Source organism: Xenophilus sp., from assembly GCF_044462705.1.
In the GTDB taxonomy this organism is placed as follows: Bacteria; Pseudomonadota; Gammaproteobacteria; order Burkholderiales; family Burkholderiaceae_C; genus Xenophilus; species Xenophilus azovorans.
Genome location: NZ_JBIQNC010000022.1, coordinates 1 through 17,089, shown reverse-complemented (window position 1 = coordinate 17,089; position 17,089 = coordinate 1). Strand labels below are relative to the sequence as shown.

Annotated in this window: 20 protein-coding genes; 17 read left to right on the top strand and 3 right to left on the bottom strand. The window is 70.4% G+C overall.

From position 1 onward, the window contains the following. The first annotated feature begins 9 nt into the window (after window positions 1–9). The 16 genes from ubiE (at window position 10) to ACIY1X_RS06130 (ending at window position 14,449) form a co-directional block, all read left to right on the top strand. Window positions 10–741 (top strand): bifunctional demethylmenaquinone methyltransferase/2-methoxy-6-polyprenyl-1,4-benzoquinol methylase UbiE, encoded by a 732-nt coding sequence (ubiE, locus tag ACIY1X_RS06205; protein ID WP_399678972.1) that lies wholly within the window; start codon window positions 10–12, stop codon window positions 739–741. 75 nt (window positions 742–816) lie between these two features. Continuing rightward, entirely contained in the window at window positions 817–1,815 is a 999-nt protein-coding gene (locus ACIY1X_RS06200) for a Tim44 domain-containing protein (protein ID WP_399678970.1), read from the top strand. A 60-nt stretch (window positions 1,816–1,875) separates the two neighbouring features. Next, window positions 1,876–2,448 carry an SCP2 domain-containing protein gene (locus tag ACIY1X_RS06195; protein WP_399678968.1) on the top strand — a complete coding sequence of 191 codons (573 nt, stop codon included), beginning with the start codon at window positions 1,876–1,878 and terminating at the stop codon, window positions 2,446–2,448. Then, the gene (gene ubiB / locus ACIY1X_RS06190) at window positions 2,445–4,010 is read left to right on the top strand and encodes a ubiquinone biosynthesis regulatory protein kinase UbiB (protein ID WP_399678966.1); all 1,566 of its coding nucleotides are present in this window, start codon (window positions 2,445–2,447) and stop codon (window positions 4,008–4,010) included. Before ACIY1X_RS06195 ends, ubiB begins: the two co-directional genes overlap by 4 nt. 104 nt (window positions 4,011–4,114) lie before the next feature. Beyond that, complete coding sequence (locus ACIY1X_RS06185) at window positions 4,115–5,242, top strand: polyamine ABC transporter substrate-binding protein (RefSeq protein ID WP_399678964.1); 1,128 nt, start codon at window positions 4,115–4,117, stop codon at window positions 5,240–5,242. Between the two features lie 7 nt (window positions 5,243–5,249). Continuing rightward, window positions 5,250–6,347 carry an ABC transporter ATP-binding protein gene (locus ACIY1X_RS06180; RefSeq protein WP_399678961.1) on the top strand — a complete coding sequence of 366 codons (1,098 nt, stop codon included), beginning with the start codon at window positions 5,250–5,252 and terminating at the stop codon, window positions 6,345–6,347. A gap of 8 nt (window positions 6,348–6,355) precedes the next feature. Next, window positions 6,356–7,300, top strand: a complete 945-nt coding sequence (locus ACIY1X_RS06175) for an ABC transporter permease (protein ID WP_399678958.1) — start codon at window positions 6,356–6,358, stop codon at window positions 7,298–7,300. Then, window positions 7,297–8,139: an ABC transporter permease subunit gene (locus ACIY1X_RS06170; protein ID WP_399678957.1), complete on the top strand. Its 843-nt coding sequence runs from the start codon at window positions 7,297–7,299 to the stop codon at window positions 8,137–8,139. The genes ACIY1X_RS06175 and ACIY1X_RS06170 overlap by 4 nt, the downstream gene beginning before the upstream one ends. 103 nt (window positions 8,140–8,242) lie before the next feature. Then, the gene (locus ACIY1X_RS06165; protein ID WP_399678955.1) at window positions 8,243–8,578 is read left to right on the top strand and encodes an FmdB family zinc ribbon protein; all 336 of its coding nucleotides are present in this window, start codon (window positions 8,243–8,245) and stop codon (window positions 8,576–8,578) included. Window positions 8,579–8,600: 22 nt separating this feature from the next. Next, window positions 8,601–9,239, top strand: a complete 639-nt coding sequence (locus tag ACIY1X_RS06160; RefSeq protein ID WP_038210896.1) for a DUF502 domain-containing protein — start codon at window positions 8,601–8,603, stop codon at window positions 9,237–9,239. 38 nt (window positions 9,240–9,277) lie between these two features. Next, window positions 9,278–11,080 (top strand): aspartate--tRNA ligase, encoded by a 1,803-nt coding sequence (gene aspS / locus ACIY1X_RS06155; RefSeq protein WP_399678952.1) that lies wholly within the window; start codon window positions 9,278–9,280, stop codon window positions 11,078–11,080. Window positions 11,081–11,108: 28 nt separating this feature from the next. Further along, window positions 11,109–11,585, top strand: coding sequence for a dihydroneopterin triphosphate diphosphatase (gene nudB / locus ACIY1X_RS06150; RefSeq protein ID WP_399678950.1), 477 nt, complete (start codon window positions 11,109–11,111; stop codon window positions 11,583–11,585). Between the two features lie 79 nt (window positions 11,586–11,664). Continuing rightward, the gene (locus ACIY1X_RS06145; RefSeq protein WP_399679018.1) at window positions 11,665–12,396 is read left to right on the top strand and encodes an endonuclease/exonuclease/phosphatase family protein; all 732 of its coding nucleotides are present in this window, start codon (window positions 11,665–11,667) and stop codon (window positions 12,394–12,396) included. Window positions 12,397–12,433: 37 nt separating this feature from the next. Continuing rightward, window positions 12,434–13,177, top strand: a complete 744-nt coding sequence (gene folE, locus ACIY1X_RS06140) for a GTP cyclohydrolase I (RefSeq protein WP_399678948.1) — start codon at window positions 12,434–12,436, stop codon at window positions 13,175–13,177. A gap of 2 nt (window positions 13,178–13,179) precedes the next feature. Beyond that, a complete protein-coding gene (locus ACIY1X_RS06135) occupies window positions 13,180–13,602 on the top strand; it encodes a BLUF domain-containing protein (protein WP_038210893.1) in 423 nt (140 codons plus the stop codon). 25 nt (window positions 13,603–13,627) lie between these two features. Next, a complete protein-coding gene (locus ACIY1X_RS06130; RefSeq protein ID WP_399678946.1) occupies window positions 13,628–14,449 on the top strand; it encodes a DUF429 domain-containing protein in 822 nt (273 codons plus the stop codon). Here the strand turns inward: ACIY1X_RS06130 and ACIY1X_RS06125 are convergent. From ACIY1X_RS06125 to ACIY1X_RS06115, 3 genes are all read right to left on the bottom strand, one after another. Next, window positions 14,439–14,825 (bottom strand): hypothetical protein, encoded by a 387-nt coding sequence (locus ACIY1X_RS06125; RefSeq protein ID WP_399678943.1) that lies wholly within the window; start codon window positions 14,823–14,825, stop codon window positions 14,439–14,441. The genes ACIY1X_RS06130 and ACIY1X_RS06125 overlap by 11 nt on opposite strands. 20 nt (window positions 14,826–14,845) lie before the next feature. Then, complete coding sequence (locus tag ACIY1X_RS06120; RefSeq protein ID WP_038210891.1) at window positions 14,846–15,223, bottom strand: hypothetical protein; 378 nt, start codon at window positions 15,221–15,223, stop codon at window positions 14,846–14,848. Between the two features lie 173 nt (window positions 15,224–15,396). Next, on the bottom strand, window positions 15,397–16,812 hold the full coding sequence (locus tag ACIY1X_RS06115) for a CHASE3 domain-containing protein (protein WP_399678940.1): 1,416 nt from the start codon (window positions 16,810–16,812) through the stop codon (window positions 15,397–15,399). A 117-nt stretch (window positions 16,813–16,929) separates the two neighbouring features. Between ACIY1X_RS06115 and ACIY1X_RS06110 the strand changes: the two genes are divergently transcribed. Next, window positions 16,930–17,089, top strand: a 160-nt coding sequence (locus ACIY1X_RS06110; protein ID WP_399679016.1) for a response regulator transcription factor, incomplete at its 3' end; no start/stop codon positions are given.

The window sequence follows — 17,089 nt, the reverse complement described above, 5'->3', positions numbered from 1 at the left end:
ATTGCCTCCATGAGCACCACCCACTTCGGCTTCGAATCCGTCGACGAGAACGACAAGGCGCGCCGCGTGCGCGGCGTGTTCGACTCGGTCGCCCCGCGCTACGACCTGATGAACGACCTCATGTCGATGGGCCTGCACCGCGCATGGAAGGCCTACACCGTCATGGTCGCCAACGTGCGCGAGGGCTCGAAGGTGCTCGACATCGCCGGCGGCACCGGCGACCTGGCGCTGGCCTTCGCGAAGAAGGTGGGCGCCGGCGGCCAGGTGGTGCACACCGACATCAACGAGGCCATGCTGCGCACCGGCCGCGACCGCCTGCTCGATGCCGGCGTGGTGCTGCCCACCGTGGTGTGCGACGCGGAGAAGCTGCCCTTCGCCGACAGCCACTTCGACGTGGTCACGGTGGCCTTCGGCCTGCGCAACATGACGCACAAGGACGCGGCGCTCAAGGAGATGAACCGCGTGCTCCGGCCCCGCGGCAAGCTGCTGGTGCTGGAGTTCTCGCGCGTGGCCCAGCCGCTGCGCAAGGCCTACGACTGGTACTCCTTCAACATCCTGCCGCGGCTGGGCCAGGCCATCGCGGGCGATGCCGACAGCTACCGCTACCTGGCCGAGTCGATCCGGATGCATCCGGGCCAGGAAGAACTCAAGACCCTCATGCGGGAGGGCGGTTTCGGACATGTGGACTATCACAACTTGACGGGGGGAATCGTCGCGCTTCATGTTGGAATCAAGTGCTAGTGGAGCCCACTTCCGTTTTCCCGGACGATGCAGTGAGGCTGGGATGAATCAGAGATCCGTCAGAGGAGACGAACGATGAAGCGAAATATCTGGGCCGTGCTGCTCGTGTGTGCATCGGTGACGCTGGTGAGCCTGGACGCCGATGCGCGGCGCATCGGCGGCGGCAAGTCCTTCGGCCGCCAGTCGAACAACGTGACGCAGCGCGAGGCCGCCACGCCGAACACGCCGGCGGCGCCGGCGCAGAACGCCGCGCCCGGCAGCAATGCGGCTGCACGTCCCGGCGCGGCCGCGGCCGGTGCCGCGCAGGCGGCCAAGCGCCCGTGGGCCGGCATCCTCGGCGGCATCGCCGCCGGCCTGGGCCTGGCCTGGCTGGCCAACGCGCTGGGCCTGGGCCCGGCCTTCGCCAACATCCTGCTGATCGCCCTGCTGGCAATGGCCGGCCTGGCCCTGTGGCGCATGTTCGCCGCCCGCGGCAACCTGGCGATGCAGGGCGCCGGCGGCCCGGCCGGCGCACGCCTGCCGCGGCAGTACAGCCCGCGCAACGTCGGCAACGACGCGTCGGCCCGCCCCTGGGAGCACCAGGGCGCGGCCTTCGACGGCAGCGCGCCGGCCTCGTCCGGCACGGCGCTGGGCGGCAGCGGCGGCGGCGTGTCCATCGGTTCGGCGCTGTCGGGCGCGCAGGGCTGGGGCGTGCCGGCCGGCTTCGACGCCGACGGCTTCCTGGCCGCCGCCAAGCGCAACTTCGTGACCCTGCAGGACGCCTGGGACCGCGCCGACGTGCGCACCCTGCGCTCGATGATGACCGACGGCATGGTCGAGGAGATCCAGGCCCAGCTCGCCGAGCGCGAGCGCAGCTCCGGCGGCCAGCCCAACACCACCGAGGTGGTGATGCTCGACGCCAAGCTGCTGGGCATCGAGGAACTGCCCGACGCCTACCTGGCCAGCGTGGAGTTCTCCGGGATGATCCGCGAGGATGCCTCGGCCGGCCCCAGCCCCTTCCGCGAGGTGTGGAACATGAGCAAGCCCGTGTCGGGCGGCGGCTGGCTGGTGGCAGGGGTGCAGGCGCTGCAATAAAGCTGCACGGTCTGCGCGGCAGCGGCGTTCCAGGCCGCCGCCGCCGGGATAATGGGGGACATGGCCACCACACCATCGTCCCCCTTCGCGTTTCTGGAAGACCTGCTCGGCCGCATCGGCGAGAAGTTGCAGCCGCCCGCCTGGGCGGTGCACGAGGTGCAGCACCGCGCGATCCTCTTCGTCAACCATGTGCTGCAGCAGGAGCCGGAGGCGCAGGACCGCCTGGCGCGCCAGCAGGGCAGGGTGGCGCTGTTCCGCTGGCGCCACTTCCACGTGCGCGTGGTGGCCACGCCGGCCGGCCTGCTGGACCTGGCGCCCGAGACGGCCCAGCCCGACCTCACCCTCACCGTGGCCGAGCCCTCGCCCTTCGCCATCGCCGGCGCCACGCTGCGCGGCGACAAGCCGAAGGTGGAGATCGAGGGCGACGTGCAGCTCGCCGCCGAGATCAACTGGCTGGCCGACCACGTGCGCTGGGACGTGGAGGACGACCTGGCCCGCCTGATCGGCGACGCGCCGGCCCACGCCATCGGCAGCACCGCGCGCAAGGTGGCGGCGGCGCTGCGCCAGTTCATCGACAAGGCAGCGCGCACGGCCCCGTCCGCACGACCTCCAGCCGGCGGCGGCACTGAATGAGGCGCTTCGCCCGCGGCGTCGTCATCGTCTGGGTCGCGCTGCGCTACGGCCTGGACGAACTCGTCCTCACGAGCTTCCAGAAGCCCTGGCTGCGCGCGCTGGGCCGGATCATCTCGGTCGGCCGCAACCTGGACGCCCCGCGCGGCCAGCGCCTGCGCGAGGCGCTGGAGCGGCTCGGGCCCATCTTCGTCAAGTTCGGCCAGGTGCTGTCCACCCGGCGCGACCTGCTGCCGCCGGACATCGCCGACGAGCTGGCCTGGCTGCAGGACCGGGTGCCGCCCTTCGACTCGGCGGTGGCCATCGCCACCATCGAGCGCGCCTTCCGGCGCCCGGTGAGCGAGATCTTCGAGCAGTTCGATGCCACGCCGGTGGCCAGCGCCTCCATCGCGCAGGTGCACTTCGCCACCCTGCGCGACCCGCACGGCGGCATCCGCGAGGTGGCCGTGAAGGTGCTGCGCCCCGGCATGCGCAGCGTGATCGACAAGGACCTGGAGCTGATGGCCATGATGGCCGGCTGGGTGGAGCGCGCCTCGGCCGACGGCAAGCGCCTCAAGCCGCGCCAGGTGGTGGCCGAGTTCGACAAGTACCTGCACGACGAGCTGGACCTGGTGCGCGAGGCGGCCAACGCCGCGCAGCTGCGCCGCAACATGGCCGAGCTGGACATGCTGCTGATCCCGGAGATGTTCTGGGACCTGTGCCACGAGGAAGTCATCGTGATGGAGCGCATGAAGGGCGTGCCCATCGCGCAGCTCGACCGCCTGCGCGCGGCCGGCGTGGACATCCCCAAGCTGGCGCGCGACGGCGTGACCATCTTCTTCACCCAGGTCTTCCGCGACGGCTTCTTCCACGCCGACATGCACCCGGGCAACATCCAGGTGAGCCTGGCGCCCGAGACCTTCGGACGCTACATCTCGCTGGACTTCGGCATCGTGGGCACGCTCACCGAGTCGGACAAGGAATACCTGGCGCAGAACTTCGCCGCCTTCTTCCGGCGCGACTACAAGCGCGTGGCCGAACTGCACCTGGAAAGCGGCTGGGTGCCCGAGGGCACCCGGGTGGACGAGCTGGAGGCCGCCATCCGCACCGTCTGCGAGCCGTACTTCGACCGGCCGCTCAAGGAGATCTCGCTGGGCATGGTGCTGATGCGCCTGTTCCAGACCTCGCGCCGCTTCCATGTCGAGATCCAGCCGCAGCTCGTGCTGCTGCAGAAGACGCTGCTGAACATCGAGGGCCTGGGCCGCCAGCTCGACCCGGAGCTGGACCTGTGGCACACGGCCAAGCCCTTCCTGGAGAAGTGGATGGCCGACCAGATCGGCCCGCGCAAGCTCTGGGAGCAGTTGCGCGCCGAGGCGCCGCGCTACGCCAAGCTGCTGCCGCAGCTGCCGCGCCTGCTGCACGACTACCTGGAGCAGCGCCCGGCCGACCACCGCCGCGAGGTGCGCGAGCTGCTGGAGGCGCAGAAGCGCACCAACCGGCTGCTGCAGGCCATCGTCTACGGTGGCATGGGATTTGTATTGGGCCTGCTGGTGATGCAGTTCGTCGTCCGGGTGCGGCTCTTCTAGCGCCTGCGGCGGCGTTCCGGCCGCCGCGCCGCGGAGATAATCCGCGCCGGCCGGAAATCCCGTCTTCCGGCGCCTGCTGCCGGCCCCTCATCGAAAGGACCTCCATGAAGTTCACCGCTCCACGACTTGCGTGCCGCCTCGCGGCCCTGGCCCTGGCTGCCACGGGGCTGGCGACCGGCGCGGCCCGGGCCGAGGAGGAGCCCGTCCTCAACATCTACAACTGGGGCGACTACATCGCCGAGGACACGATCGCCAACTTCGAGAAGGAGACCGGCATCAAGGTCCGCTACGACCTGTTCGACAGCAACGAGGCGCTGCACGCCAAGCTGGTGGCCGGCATGTCGGGCTACGACATCGTGGTGCCCGGCTCGCACTTCGCCAAGATGCAGATCCAGGCCGGCCTGCTGCGCAAGCTCGACAAGTCCAGGATCCCCAACCTCGCCAACCTCGACCCGGCCATCCAGGCCCAACTGGCGAAGATGGACCCGGGCAACGACCACCTGGTGGACTGGATGTGGGGCTACACCACCGTGGGCATCAACGCCGACAAGGTCAAGGCCGCGCTGGGCGGCACGCCGCTGCCCGACAACGCGTGGGACCTGGTCTTCAAGCCCGAGTACGCCAGCAAGCTCAAGAGCTGCGGCATCTCGTACCTGGACACGGCCTCCGAGATCCTGCCCATCGCGCTCAAGTACATCGGCAAGGACCCACGCAGCAAGGACGCCGCCGACTACGCCGAGGCCGGCAAGATGCTCAAGGCGGTGCGCCCCTATGTGACGCGCTTCGCCGGCTCGGGCTCGGACTACATCGACCAGATGGCGCGCGGGCAGCTGTGCGCCGTCATCGGCTGGTCGGGCGACATCATGATCGCGAAGGACAAGTCGGCCCGCGCCAAGCAGCCGCAGAACCTGCAGGTGCTGCTGCCGAAGATGGGCGGCCTGCTGTTCTTCGACACCATGGCCATCCCCAAGGATGCCAAGCACCCCGAGAACGCGCACAAGTGGATCAACTACATCCTCAAGCCGGAGGTGCACGCGTCGCTGACCAACAAGGTCTTCTACGCCAATCCGAACAAGGCCTCGATGAAGTTCGTCAAGCCGGAACTGGCCAACGACAAGGCGGTGTTCCCCGACGCGGCGGCGCTGGCCACCATGATCGCGCCGGACACGGCCGACCCGGCCACGCTGCGCTTGATCACGCGCACCTTCACCAATTTCAAAGCCAATCGTTGATCCTGCGATGAGTGCTCCTGCCGGCGACGCCTTTCTGCGCATCGACGCCGTCACCAAGGACTTCGGCGACTTCCGCGCCGTGGACGGGGTGAGCCTGGACATCCCGCGCGGCGAGATCTTCGCGCTGCTGGGCTCCTCCGGCAGCGGCAAGAGCACGCTGCTGCGCATGCTGGCCGGCTTCGAGACGCCGACCGAGGGCCGCATCCTGCTGGACGGGGTGGACCTCGCCGGCCGTCCGCCCTACGAGCGGCCGGTGAACATGATGTTCCAGTCCTACGCGCTGTTCCCGCACCTCACGGTGTGGGACAACGTGGCCTTCGGCCTCAAGCGCGACGGCGTGCGCAAAGACGAGTTGGCCGAGCGGGTGGACGGCATGCTGCGCCTGGTGCAGATGGAGCCCTTCGCGCGCCGCAAGCCGCACCAGCTCTCCGGCGGCCAGCAGCAGCGCGTCGCGCTGGCGCGCAGCCTGGTCAAGCGTCCGCAGCTTCTGCTGCTGGACGAGCCGCTCGGCGCGCTCGACAAGAAGCTGCGCGAGGCCACGCAGATCGAGCTGGTCAACATCATCCGCAGCATCGGCGTGACCTGCCTGATCGTCACCCACGACCAGGAGGAGGCCATGATGATGGCCTCGCGCATCGCGGTGATGAGCGCCGGGCGGCTGCTGCAGATCGGCGCGCCGGCCGAGGTGTACGAGAACCCGGCCACCCGCTTCGTCGCCGACTTCATCGGCAACGTGAACCTGATGGACGGCACCCTGATGCGCGCGCCCGACGGCGCCGCCGAGGCGCACTGCGCCGACCTCGTGCACCGCCTGGCTGAACCGCTGGCCGGGCGCGAGGGCCGGCCGGTCACGGTGGCCGTGCGGCCCGAGAAGATCCGCCTGGACGCGCAGGAGCCGCTGCAGATGGCCAACCGCGTGCAGGGTGTGGTCCGGGCCTTCTCGTACTTCGGCGACTGCACCATGTACCACCTCGAGCTGCCCAGCGGCGCGCGGCTGAAGGCCAACGTCGAGAACGACGAGCGCCACGGCGAGCTGGACTTCGCGCTGGGCGACGCGGTCTGGGCCTCGTGGGCGCCGGGCTCGCAGGTCGTCCTCACCGAGTGAGCGCGGCCATGGCGAACGGGGCAGGGGCGGTGCGCGGGCGCCGCGCATCGTGGGGCAGGCGGCTGGTGGTCGGGATACCGGCCGCGTGGCTGCTGGTGTTCTTCCTGCTGCCCTTCCTGATCGTCCTGCGCATCAGCCTGCTCGCGTCCGACGGCGTGCAGCTCGGCTCGCTGTTCGAGCAGGTGGACGGGCACTGGCGCTTCGCCGGGCAGCTCCAGTCCTACGCGCTGCTGCTGCAGGACAGCCTGTACCTGTCCACCTACGGCCACTCGCTGCTCTACGCGGCGATCACCACGGTGGCGTGCCTGGCCATCGGCTATCCCTTCGCCTACTTCATGGCGCGCGCCGCGGCCGGCCTGCAGCCGCTCCTGCTGATGGGCGTGATGCTGCCCTTCTGGACCAGCTTCCTGCTGCGCGTGTACGCCTGGAAGGGCCTGCTGGACGCGCAGACCGGCTGGGTCGGCCAGGCGCTGGTCGGCCTGGGCGTGGACAGGCTGCTGTTCGCCCTCGGCATGATCCCCGCCGACGGCCAACTGATGTACAGCCCCTTCTCGCTGGTGCTGGGCATGGTCTACACCTACCTGCCCTTCATGGTGCTGCCGCTGTACGCCACCCTGTCCAAGATGGACCTGCGGCTGCTCGAGGCCGCGCAGGACCTGGGCGCCACCGCCTGGCAGGCCTTCTGGCGCGTGACGGTGCCGCTGTCCCGCAGCGGCATCGCCGCCGGCGCCATGCTGGTGTTCATCCCCTGCGTCGGCGAGTACGTCATCCCCGAACTGCTGGGCGGGCCCGAGACGCTGATGATCGGCCGCGTGCTGTGGGACGAGTTCTTCGCCAACAACGACTGGCCGGTGGCCGGCGCGGTGGCGGTGGTGATGGTGCTGCTGATCCTGCTGCCCATGGCGCTGCTCAACCGCAGCCAGGAGGCCGAGGCGAAGGAGGCGCGCCGATGAAGCCCACCCGCAGGGCCCGCTGGACCGGCCGCCTCTGGCTCGCCGCCGGCTTCGCCTTCCTGTACCTGCCGATCGTGGCGCTGGTGGTGTTCAGCTTCACCGATTCGCCCGTGCCCAACGTCTGGGCCGGCTTCAGCCTGCGCTGGTACGAGAAGCTGGCGCAGGACGAGGACATCCGCCGCGGCCTGTTCTTCTCCCTGCGCGTGGCAGCCGCCACCGCCACCGGCGCCGTGGTGCTCGGCACCCTGGCCGCGCTGGCCATGGAGCGGCTGCCGCGCTTCCGCGGCCGCAGCTTCTTCGGCGCGATGGTGCGCGCGCCGCTGGTGATGCCCGAGGTGCTGGTCGGCCTGTCGCTGCTGCTGATGCTGGTGTCGATGCAGCGCGCCTTCGGCTTCCCCGAGCGCGGGCTGCTCACCATCTGGCTGGGCCACATGCTGGTGGGCACCGCCTACGCCACGGTGGTGATCGCCGCGCGCCTGCGCGACCTCGACCCGAAGCTGGAGGAGGCCGCCCAGGACCTGGGCGCGCGGCCGGCGCAGGTGTTCTTCCTGGTGGTGCTGCCCAGCATCGCCCAGTCGCTGCTGGCGGCCTGGCTGCTGACCTTCACCCTCTCGCTGGACGACGTGGTGATCTCCGCCTTCCTCTCCGGCCCGGGCTCGACCACGCTGCCGCTGGTCATCTTCTCGCGCGCCCGGCTGGGGCTGGACCCAACCGTCAACGCCCTGGCGACGGTGGTGATCGCCGTGGTGGCCGTCTTCGTGGTGGCCAGCAGCTACCTGATCGCCGCGCGCGAGCGGCGCCGCCACCGCGAGCGGCAGACGGCCCGGCAGGGCGGCTGAGCCGCGTCCCGGCCTCTTGAAAAGGGGGCGCGGGCCTATAATTGAAGGCTTTGCAAGCGGCCGCCGGCCGCTTGCGCGCTTGCATCACCCTCCAACGTTCCCCATGCCCATCTACGCGTACAAGTGCAGCGCCTGCGGCCATGCCAAGGACGTCCTGCAGAAGATCTCCGATGCGCCCCTGACCGTGTGCCCCGCCTGCGGCGCCGAGGCGTTCTCCAAGCAGGTCACCGCCGCCGGCTTCCAGCTCAAGGGCTCCGGCTGGTACGTGACGGACTTCCGCGACAACGGCAGCGGCAACAAGGGCGGCGGCAGCAAGCCGGCGGAAGGCGGCGACGGCAAGGCGGCGGACGGCGCCGCCAAGCCGGCCGACGCGCCGGCGGCCGCCCCCGCGCCGGCCCCTGCCGCGCCCGCGCCCGCACCGGCCGCCAAGGCCGACTGAGAGAAGAAAGACGGCCCCGTCCATGTCCGCACTGCGCCGATGGCTGCTGTCCGGCCTGCTGGTCATCGTGCCGCTGGCCGTGACGCTGGGCGTGCTCAGCTGGATCATCGGGACGCTGGACCAGACGCTGTGGCTGCTGCCCGAGGAATGGCAGCAGTGGCTGTCGGCCCGGCGCATCCGCGGGCTGGGCGTGCTGCTCACGCTGGCCATCCTGCTGACGGTCGGCGCCGTCGCCAGCAACTTCGTCGGCAAGCGGCTGCTGGCCTGGGGCGACGCGCTGGTGCGCCGCATCCCGGTGGTGCGCTCCATCTACTCCAGCGTCAAGCAGGTTTCCGACACCCTGTTCTCCGAGAGCGGCAACGCCTTCCGCACCGCGGTGCTGGTGCAGTGGCCGCGCGAGGGCATGTGGACCATCGCCTTCGTCACCGGCGCGCCCGGCGGCGACGTGGTGAACCACCTCCAGGGCGACTACGTGGGCGTGTACGTGCCCACCACGCCCAACCCCACCGGCGGCTACTTCGTCATGCTGCCGCGCGCCGATTGCATCGAGCTGCGCATGAGCGTCGACGAGGCGCTCAAGTACATCGTCTCCATGGGCGTCGTGGTGCCCGGCGGGCCGGCAAGCCTGCCCAGCCGCAACGCCGCCCTCGCCAACAAGTAACCCCCTGCCGGGCGCCCGCGGGGCGCCCCACACGAATCATGGCCATGCGTTCTCACTACTGCGGTCTCGTGACCGAAGCCCTGATGGGCGAAACCGTCACCCTGTGCGGCTGGGTCAACCGCCGCCGCGACCATGGCGGCGTGATCTTCATCGACGTGCGCGACCGCGAGGGCTACGTGCAGGTGGTGTGCGACCCCGACCGCGCCACCACCTTCGCCACCGCCGAGGGCCTGCGCAACGAGTTCTGCGTGCAGGTCAAGGGCATCGTGCGCGCCCGCCCGGAGGGCACCACCAACGAACAGCTCAAGAGCGGCAAGATCGAAGTGCTGGCGCACGAGCTGAAGGTGCTCAACCCCTCCGTCACGCCGCCCTTCCTGCTGGACGACGACAACCTGAGCGAGACCACGCGCCTCACGCACCGCGTGCTAGACCTGCGCCGCCCGGCGATGCAGAAGAACCTGATGACGCGCTACAAGGTGACGATGGAGGCGCGCAAGTTCCTCGACGCCAACGGCTTCATCGACATCGAGACGCCGATGCTGGGCAAGTCCACGCCCGAGGGCGCGCGCGACTACCTGGTGCCCAGCCGGGTGCACGACGGCGCCTTCTACGCGCTGCCGCAGTCGCCCCAGCTCTACAAGCAGATGCTGATGGTCTCGGGCTACGACCGCTACTACCAGATCGTCAAGTGCTTCCGCGACGAGGACCTGCGCGCCGACCGCCAGCCCGAGTTCACGCAGATCGACATCGAGACCTCCTTCCTCGAGGAGCAGGAAATCCGCGAGATGTTCGAGGGCATGATCCGCCAGGTCTTCCGCAACGCGGCCGACATCGACCTGGGCGTGTTCCCGGTCATGAGCTACGGCGACGCGATGTTCAAGTACGGCTCCGACAAGCCCGACCTGCGCGTCAAGCTCGAATTCACCGAGCTGACCGAAGTGATGAAGCGGGTCGAGTTCAAGGTCTTCTCCGGCGCCGCCAACATGGCCGGTGGTCGCGTCGTCGCGCTGCGCGTGCCGGGCGGCGGCGGCGAGGGCGGCCTCTCGCGCGGCGAGATCGATGCCTACACCGAGTTCGTCAAGATCTACGGCGCCAAGGGCCTGGCCTACATCAAGGTCAACGACTGGTCGCAGGGCCGCGAGGGCCTGCAGAGCCCGATCGTGAAGAACCTGGACGACAACGCCCTGGGCGAGATCATGGCCCGCACCGGCGCGCGCAACGGCGACCTGATCTTCTTCGGTGCCGACAAGGCCAAGGTCGTCAACGACGCCATCGGCGCGCTGCGCATCAAGATCGGCCAGAGCGCCTTCGGCCGCAAGAACGGCCTGTTCGAAGACCGCTGGGCGCCGCTGTGGGTGGTGGACTTCCCGATGTTCGAGTTCGACGAGGAAGGCCAGCGCTGGAGCGCCGTGCACCACCCCTTCACCAGCCCGAAGGACGGCCACGAGGACCTGATGGACACGGCGCCCGAGAAGTGCCTGGCCAAGGCCTACGACATGGTGCTCAACGGCATCGAGATGGGCGGCGGCTCGGTGCGTATCCACCGCGAGGAGGTGCAGAGCAAGGTGTTCCGTGCCCTCAAGATCAGCGCCGAGGACGCGCAGCTCAAGTTCGGCTACCTGCTCGACGCGCTGCAATACGGCGCGCCGCCGCACGGCGGCATCGCCATCGGCCTGGACCGCCTGGTGATGCTGATGACCGGCGCCGAGTCGATCCGCGACGTGATTGCCTTCCCCAAGACCCAGCGCGCCCAGGACCTGCTGACCCAGGCCCCCGGCCCGGTGGACGAGAAGCAGCTGCGCGAGCTGCACATCCGGCTGCGCAACCCCCAGCCGGCCTGACCTGGGGCGGACGGCGGAGGGCACCACCGTGGCGGCCGCCGCACCGCGCTGGAAGATCCCGGAGTCGGTGCTGGTGGTGATCCACACGCCGGCGCGGGAGGTGCTGCTGATCGAGCGGGCCGACACGCCCGGCTACTGGCAGTCCGTCACCGGCAGCAAGGACACCGAGGACGAGCCGCTGGCGCTGACCGCCGCGCGCGAGGTGCTGGAGGAGACCGGCTTCGACTGCCGCGCCGGCACGCCGCTGGCGGCGGGCCTGCGCGACTGGGCGCTGGTCAACGTCTACGACATCTACCCCCGCTACCTGCACCGCTACGCCCCGGGCGTGACGCGCAACACGGAGCACCTGTTTGGCCTGTGCGTGCCCGAGGCGGCGATCCCCACGCTCAGCCCGCGCGAGCACACGGCCTGGCGCTGGCTGCCCTGGCGGGAGGCGGCCGACGCCTGCTTTTCTCCCTCCAACGCCGAAGCCATCTTGTTGCTGCCAGAATTTGCCCCATCCTAGGACCATGAATTCCGACCGCCACGGCTTCCACGACCTGCCGGCCGCGCTCAGCGGCGGCGAGGACTCGGGCTTCGCCTCGATGGACACCCTGCGCGTGGCGACCTACAACATCCACAAGGGCGTGCAGGGCGTCGGCCTGGCGCGCCGGCTGGAGATCCACAACCTGGGCCATGCCATCGAGCAGCTCGACGCCGACATCGTCTGCCTGCAGGAGGTGCGCAAGCTCAACCGCCAGGGCGAGCGCCGCTTCTCCCGCTGGCCGCAGCAGCCGCAGGCCGACTTCCTCTGCCCCGAAGGCTATTGCGCCGTCTACGAGACCAACGCCTACACCCGCCACGGCGAGCACGGCAACGCGCTGCTGTCGCGCTGGCCGGTGGTGCGCCACCGGCACGAGGACATGTCCGACCACCGCTTCGAGCAGCGCGGGCTGCTGCACGTGGAGCTGGAAGTGGCCCACCGGCCGGTGCATGCCATCGTCGTGCACCTGGGCCTGATCAAGGGCAGCCGGGTGCGCCAGATCGCGCAGCTCGGCGACTTCATCGCGCGCGAGGTGCCGCCCGACGAGCCGCTGGTGGTGGCCGGCGACTTCAACGACTGGGGCACCCGCCTGCGCGACGCGATGAACGCCATGGGCCTGGCCGACCTGCAGGGCCGGCGCACGCCCACCTACCCCTCGCGGCTGCCGCTCACGCAACTGGACTTCGTCTACGCCCGCCACCTGAAGCCGGTGTCGCTGACGGTGCCGCGCGGCCGCATCTGGGGCCGCATGTCCGACCACCTGCCGCTGGTGGCCGAGCTGGCCGTGGAATGACGAACCCTGCGCGAGGCGCACTGCTACGATGACCGCCATGTTGAGGAAAGCCGACGCCGCCGCGGGCGCCAACGACGCACCGCAGGCACCCGACGACGAGGGTACGCCCGTCTCCGTGAAGATCCGCGAGCGCATCCTTGCCGCCCGCCAGCGCTTCCATGCCAACGACAACATCGCCGAGTTCATCCAGCCCGGCGAGCTGGAGGCGCTGCTCGACGAGGTCGAGCACAAGATGCGCGGCGTGCTCGACAGCCTGGTGATCGACACCGAGAACGACCACAACACCGCCAACACGGCGCGCCGCGTGGCCAAGATGTACCTGCAGGAGGTCTTCCGCGGCCGTTACGTGAATGCGCCCGGCCTGACGGAGTTTCCCAACGCCGAGCGGCTGAACGAGCTGATGATCGTCGGCCCGATCACCGTGCGCAGCGCCTGCTCGCACCACCTGTGCCCGATCATGGGCAGGCTGTGGATCGGCGTGATGCCCAACGAGCACACCAACGTGATCGGGCTGTCGAAATACGCGCGCCTGGCCGAGTGGGTGATGGGCCGGCCGCAGATCCAGGAAGAGGCCGTGGTGCAACTGGCCGACCTGATCCAGGAGAAGACCCAGCCCGACGGCCTGGCCCTGGTGATGGAGGCCGAGCACTTCTGCATGCAGTGGCGCGGCGTGAAGGAGACCGACAGCAAGATGATCAATTCGGTCATGCGCGGCGTGTTCCTCAAGGACCCGAGCCTGCGCCGCGAATTCCTGTCCCTGTTGCCCCGCCGGAAGGACTGATCATGCTCGTCCGCCTGCTCTACGCCAGCCGCGCCACCGACACCAGCGCGCAGACCATCGAGGCCATCCTGGCGCAAGCGCGCACGCACAACACGGCCAACGGCATCACCGGCATCCTGTGCTACGGCGCCGGCACCTTCCTGCAGGCCATCGAGGGCGGGCGCATGGCCGTCAACGAGCTGTACGGCCACATCCAGCGCGACGCGCGCCACAAGGACGTGGTGCTGCTGCACTACGAGGAGATCCTGGAGCGCCGCTTCGGAAGCTGGACCATGGGCCAGGTCAACCTGGGCAAGCTCAACGCCTCCACGCTGCTGAAGTATTCGGAGAAGGCCACGCTGGACCCGTACGCGGTCTCCGGCCAGGTGTCGCTGGCGCTGCTGGAGGAACTGATGGCCACCGCGGCCATCGTCGGGCGCTGCTGATCGCCCCGTCCGACGCGGCGCACGGGTGCTGCTGGGCTGCGACTTCTCCAGTGCCCCGACGCGGCGCAAGCCGGTCGTGGTGGCGGTGGGCCGGGCGCATGGCGGCGACGCCGTCCGGCTCGACCGCATCGAGACCTTCGCCACCCTCGACGGCTGGCAGCAGTGGCTGGCCGCCCAGCCGGCCTGGGTGGGCGCCTTCGACTTCCCCTTCGGCCTGCCGCGCGAGCTGGTGCAGGCGCTGGGCTGGCCGCTGGCCTGGGAGGCCTGCGTGCGGCACTATGCCGGCCTCGGCCGAGCCGAGCTGCGCAGCACCTTCGCCGCCTTCTGCGCGGCGCGTCCGGCCGGCGGCAAGTTCGCGCACCGTGCGACCGACGGGCCCGCCGGCGCCAGTCCCTCGATGAAATGGGTCAACCCGCCGGTGGCCTGGATGCTCCATGCCGGCGTGCCGCGGCTGCTGGATGCGGGCGCCCGGCTGCCGGGGCTGGGAGGCCGGGCGGGGTCGCCCCGCGTCGCGCTGGAGGGCTATCCGGGTCTGCTGGCGCGCGAACTCATCGGGCGCCGCAGCTACAAGAGCGACGACCCGCAGCGCCAGACCGCCGAACGTGCCGCGGCGCGTGCCGACCTGCTGAGGGCGCTGCAGCGCGGCAGCCCGCGCCTGGGGCTGCGCCTCGCACTGTCGCCGGCCCAGTCCGCCGAACTGGCGGCTGACGCGCAGGGCGACCGGCTGGATGCCGCCCTGTGCCTGGTCGAGGCGGCCTGGGGCGCCGCGCGCAGCGGCTCGCCGGGGCCGGGCTACGGCCTGCCCGCCGGCATGGACCCGCTGGAAGGCTGGATCGTCAGCGCCTGAACGGCCCGCGCGGGTCCAGCAGGGTGTTCACGACGTCGGCGACGTCGGAACTCTGGCGCACCAGCGCGAGCACCGCGCCGGCCGAGAGCAGGCGCCAGGGGCGCAGCAGCACCAGGGCGGAGCCCAGCGCGGCCGAGCCGAGCATCAGCTGCGTCGGGCGGGTGCGGGCGTAGTGCCCGAGCACCGGCCGGGCCAGTTGGGCGGCCGCATGCACCGGATGCCGGCGCCACCAGCGCCGCGCGATGCCGATGGCCAGCGGGGACAGGGGCGGCCAGGGCTCTGCCGCCCCGGCGGCTTCGGTAGGGCGGCGCTGCGCAGAAGAGGAGACGCCGACGGGCCGATGCCTCGGCGCCGTCGGCGGGAGCGGTGGGCGCATGGCCGGCGTGCGGCCCGCGATCAGTAGTCGTCGCGGCGGCGGGTGGTGGCCAGCACCAGCAGCGCGGTGATGGCGGCGCCGGCGGCGGCGGCCACCAGCACCGAGCGCACCGGCTGGTCGGCGATGTAGCGGCTGGTGACCTGCGCCGCCTCGCCGAAGCGCTCCTGGGCGCGCACGCCGGTCTTGGAGGCCGCCTCCAGCCCGCGCTGCACCGCCTGCTGCACGCGCGAGGCGATCTGCTCGACCGCCGGCTCCATGTCGCTGCGCAGGTGGCGCACCTTCTGGCCCGCCGCATCCACGGCGTTCTGGGCGTAGGCGCGGGTACTTTCGACGGCGTCCTGGGCCGTGCTGCGCAGGTCGTCGGCGATCTGCGAAGGGGTCTTGGCGGTGGAGTTCATGGTGACAACGTCCTTTGGGCTGGAAAAGAAACTGTTTGCGGCAAGCGGAATGCTAGCTCGCCGGCGCCGCGCCGCATCATCTCTGCGATGAAGTCCGCAGTCTGCGCAATGGCGTAGATCACGAACCGGGGCCGGACGATGCCGGCCGCCTCCGGTGCGGCCGATGCCCCAGCTTAGGCGACGTCCCTGGGCGCACCTGTCAGCGGCCCGGGGGCAGGGTACGTAGGAACGGGCCGAATCGCCTCGGTGCGCGGCGACCGCACCGGCAGCATGGCGTGCAGGTGCGTGCCCTGGCCCGGGGTGGAGGCCACGCTCAGCTTGCCGCCGGCGGCTTCGACGCGGTGGCGCATGCCGGCCAGCCCGTGGGTGGAGGGGCGCACCTGCTGCACGTCGAAGCCGCTGCCGTTGTCGCTGATGTCCACCGTGACGTGGTTGTCGTAGTTCTTCAGCACGACGGTCGCCTCGGTGGCCTTCGCGTACTTGCCCACGTTGGTCAGGGCTTCCTGCACCATGCGGTAGATGGTGAGCTGGCGCGCCTCGTCCAGCGTCACCGGCTCCAGCACCATGTCCACCTGGATGCCCGAGCGCTCACCGAACTCGCGCCCCAGGATCTCCAGCGACGCGACCAGCCCCAGGTTGGACAGCGAGGAGGGCCGCAGGTCCTCGATGATGCGCCGCTTCAGCGCGATGCCGGAGTTCAGCAGCTCCGTCAGGTGCGCGAGCCGCTGCGCCGCGTCGGGCGCGTCGGCCAGGCGCGACTTCAGGCGGGCCACGTCCAGCTTGGCGGCGGTGAGCAGGGCGCCCAGCTCGTCGTGCAGCTCGCGCGCCAGGTAGCCGCGCTCGTTCTCCCGCACTTCCTGCAGGTGGGTGGCCAGCTCGGCCAGCGAGGCGGTGCGCTCGCGCACCTCGATCTCCAGCGAGTTGCGCTCCTTCTGCAGCGCCAGCTGCTGGCGCTCGCCGGCGCGCTGCAGGGCCTGGCTCTGGCGCAGGTAGAGCACGAAGGCCAGCAGCGCCACCAGGGCGATCGCCTCGATGCCCACGCGCGCGAACTGCAGCGACCGGTCGATCTGCCGCTGCCCGGCCAGCCACATCCGCGCGCTGGCCTCGGCCAGGCTCTCGGCCTGCTCGCGGATGCGGGTCATCTCCTCGCGCCCGACGTCGGTGGTCAGCACGAAGCGGGTGGCGTCCTCGTTGCCTTCGCGCATCAGGCGCAGGCTCATCTCCATCTCGGCCAGCTTGCGCGCCACGTGGTTCGACAGCTGTCCCACCTGCGCGGCCTGCGTCGGCCGGTCGGCGTACAGCAGGCGCAGCCGGGCCAGATGGAGGTCGATCTCCTTGAGGGCCTGGTCGTAGGGCTCCCGGTAGTTGGCGTCGCCGGTCAGCATGAAGCCCCGCTGGCCGGTTTCCGCGTCGAGCATGGCCTGCAGCAGCAGGTCGACCGCGACCCGGGCTTGCTGGGCGCGCTCCATGTCGGCCAGCGCCTTGCTCGACTGCCGGTGGCCGGCCTCGTTGATGCCGACCAGCACCAGCGCCGCCAGCACGGCCAGCACCAGGCTCCAGAGCCACTTGGAAGAGAACAGTCTGTGCATTCGCCCTCGCCGGCCGCCGCCGCTCCTTGCTCGGTTTCTCAGTTAATCAATAATGTTTTCCAGACCCGTAACATTTCTGCGGTGCCTGGGTGCGCCGCGCAACGACGAGAGCGACACATGATCAAGATCGGCATTGTGGACGACCACGCGATTGTGCGTTCCGGCCTTCGCCAGTTCTTCTCGGAACACGTGGATCTGCGCGTCGCCGGCGAGGCGGCTTCCGGCCGCGAGGCCATCGACCTGGTGCGCAGCACCGAACTCGACGTGCTGGTGATGG

What these genes read in the sequence shown, in the direction of transcription:
- aspS (WP_399678952.1), top strand. Translation starts at nt 9,278, where the DNA reads ATGGCCATGCGTTCTCACTACTGCGGTCTCGTGACCGAAGCCCTGATG.
- ACIY1X_RS06145 (WP_399679018.1), top strand. Translation starts at nt 11,665, where the DNA reads ATGGACACCCTGCGCGTGGCGACCTACAACATCCACAAGGGCGTGCAG.
- ACIY1X_RS06135 (WP_038210893.1), top strand. Translation starts at nt 13,180, where the DNA reads ATGCTCGTCCGCCTGCTCTACGCCAGCCGCGCCACCGACACCAGCGCG.
- folE (WP_399678948.1), top strand. Translation starts at nt 12,434, where the DNA reads ATGTTGAGGAAAGCCGACGCCGCCGCGGGCGCCAACGACGCACCGCAG.
- ACIY1X_RS06195 (WP_399678968.1), top strand. Translation starts at nt 1,876, where the DNA reads ATGGCCACCACACCATCGTCCCCCTTCGCGTTTCTGGAAGACCTGCTC.
- ACIY1X_RS06115 (WP_399678940.1), bottom strand. Translation starts at nt 16,812, where the DNA reads ATGCACAGACTGTTCTCTTCCAAGTGGCTCTGGAGCCTGGTGCTGGCC.
- ACIY1X_RS06185 (WP_399678964.1), top strand. Translation starts at nt 4,115, where the DNA reads ATGAAGTTCACCGCTCCACGACTTGCGTGCCGCCTCGCGGCCCTGGCC.
- ubiB (WP_399678966.1), top strand. Translation starts at nt 2,445, where the DNA reads ATGAGGCGCTTCGCCCGCGGCGTCGTCATCGTCTGGGTCGCGCTGCGC.
- ACIY1X_RS06180 (WP_399678961.1), top strand. Translation starts at nt 5,250, where the DNA reads ATGAGTGCTCCTGCCGGCGACGCCTTTCTGCGCATCGACGCCGTCACC.
- ACIY1X_RS06200 (WP_399678970.1), top strand. Translation starts at nt 817, where the DNA reads ATGAAGCGAAATATCTGGGCCGTGCTGCTCGTGTGTGCATCGGTGACG.
- ACIY1X_RS06165 (WP_399678955.1), top strand. Translation starts at nt 8,243, where the DNA reads ATGCCCATCTACGCGTACAAGTGCAGCGCCTGCGGCCATGCCAAGGAC.
- ACIY1X_RS06170 (WP_399678957.1), top strand. Translation starts at nt 7,297, where the DNA reads ATGAAGCCCACCCGCAGGGCCCGCTGGACCGGCCGCCTCTGGCTCGCC.
- ubiE (WP_399678972.1), top strand. Translation starts at nt 10, where the DNA reads ATGAGCACCACCCACTTCGGCTTCGAATCCGTCGACGAGAACGACAAG.
- ACIY1X_RS06125 (WP_399678943.1), bottom strand. Translation starts at nt 14,825, where the DNA reads ATGCGCCCACCGCTCCCGCCGACGGCGCCGAGGCATCGGCCCGTCGGC.
- ACIY1X_RS06175 (WP_399678958.1), top strand. Translation starts at nt 6,356, where the DNA reads ATGGCGAACGGGGCAGGGGCGGTGCGCGGGCGCCGCGCATCGTGGGGC.
- ACIY1X_RS06160 (WP_038210896.1), top strand. Translation starts at nt 8,601, where the DNA reads ATGTCCGCACTGCGCCGATGGCTGCTGTCCGGCCTGCTGGTCATCGTG.
- ACIY1X_RS06120 (WP_038210891.1), bottom strand. Translation starts at nt 15,223, where the DNA reads ATGAACTCCACCGCCAAGACCCCTTCGCAGATCGCCGACGACCTGCGC.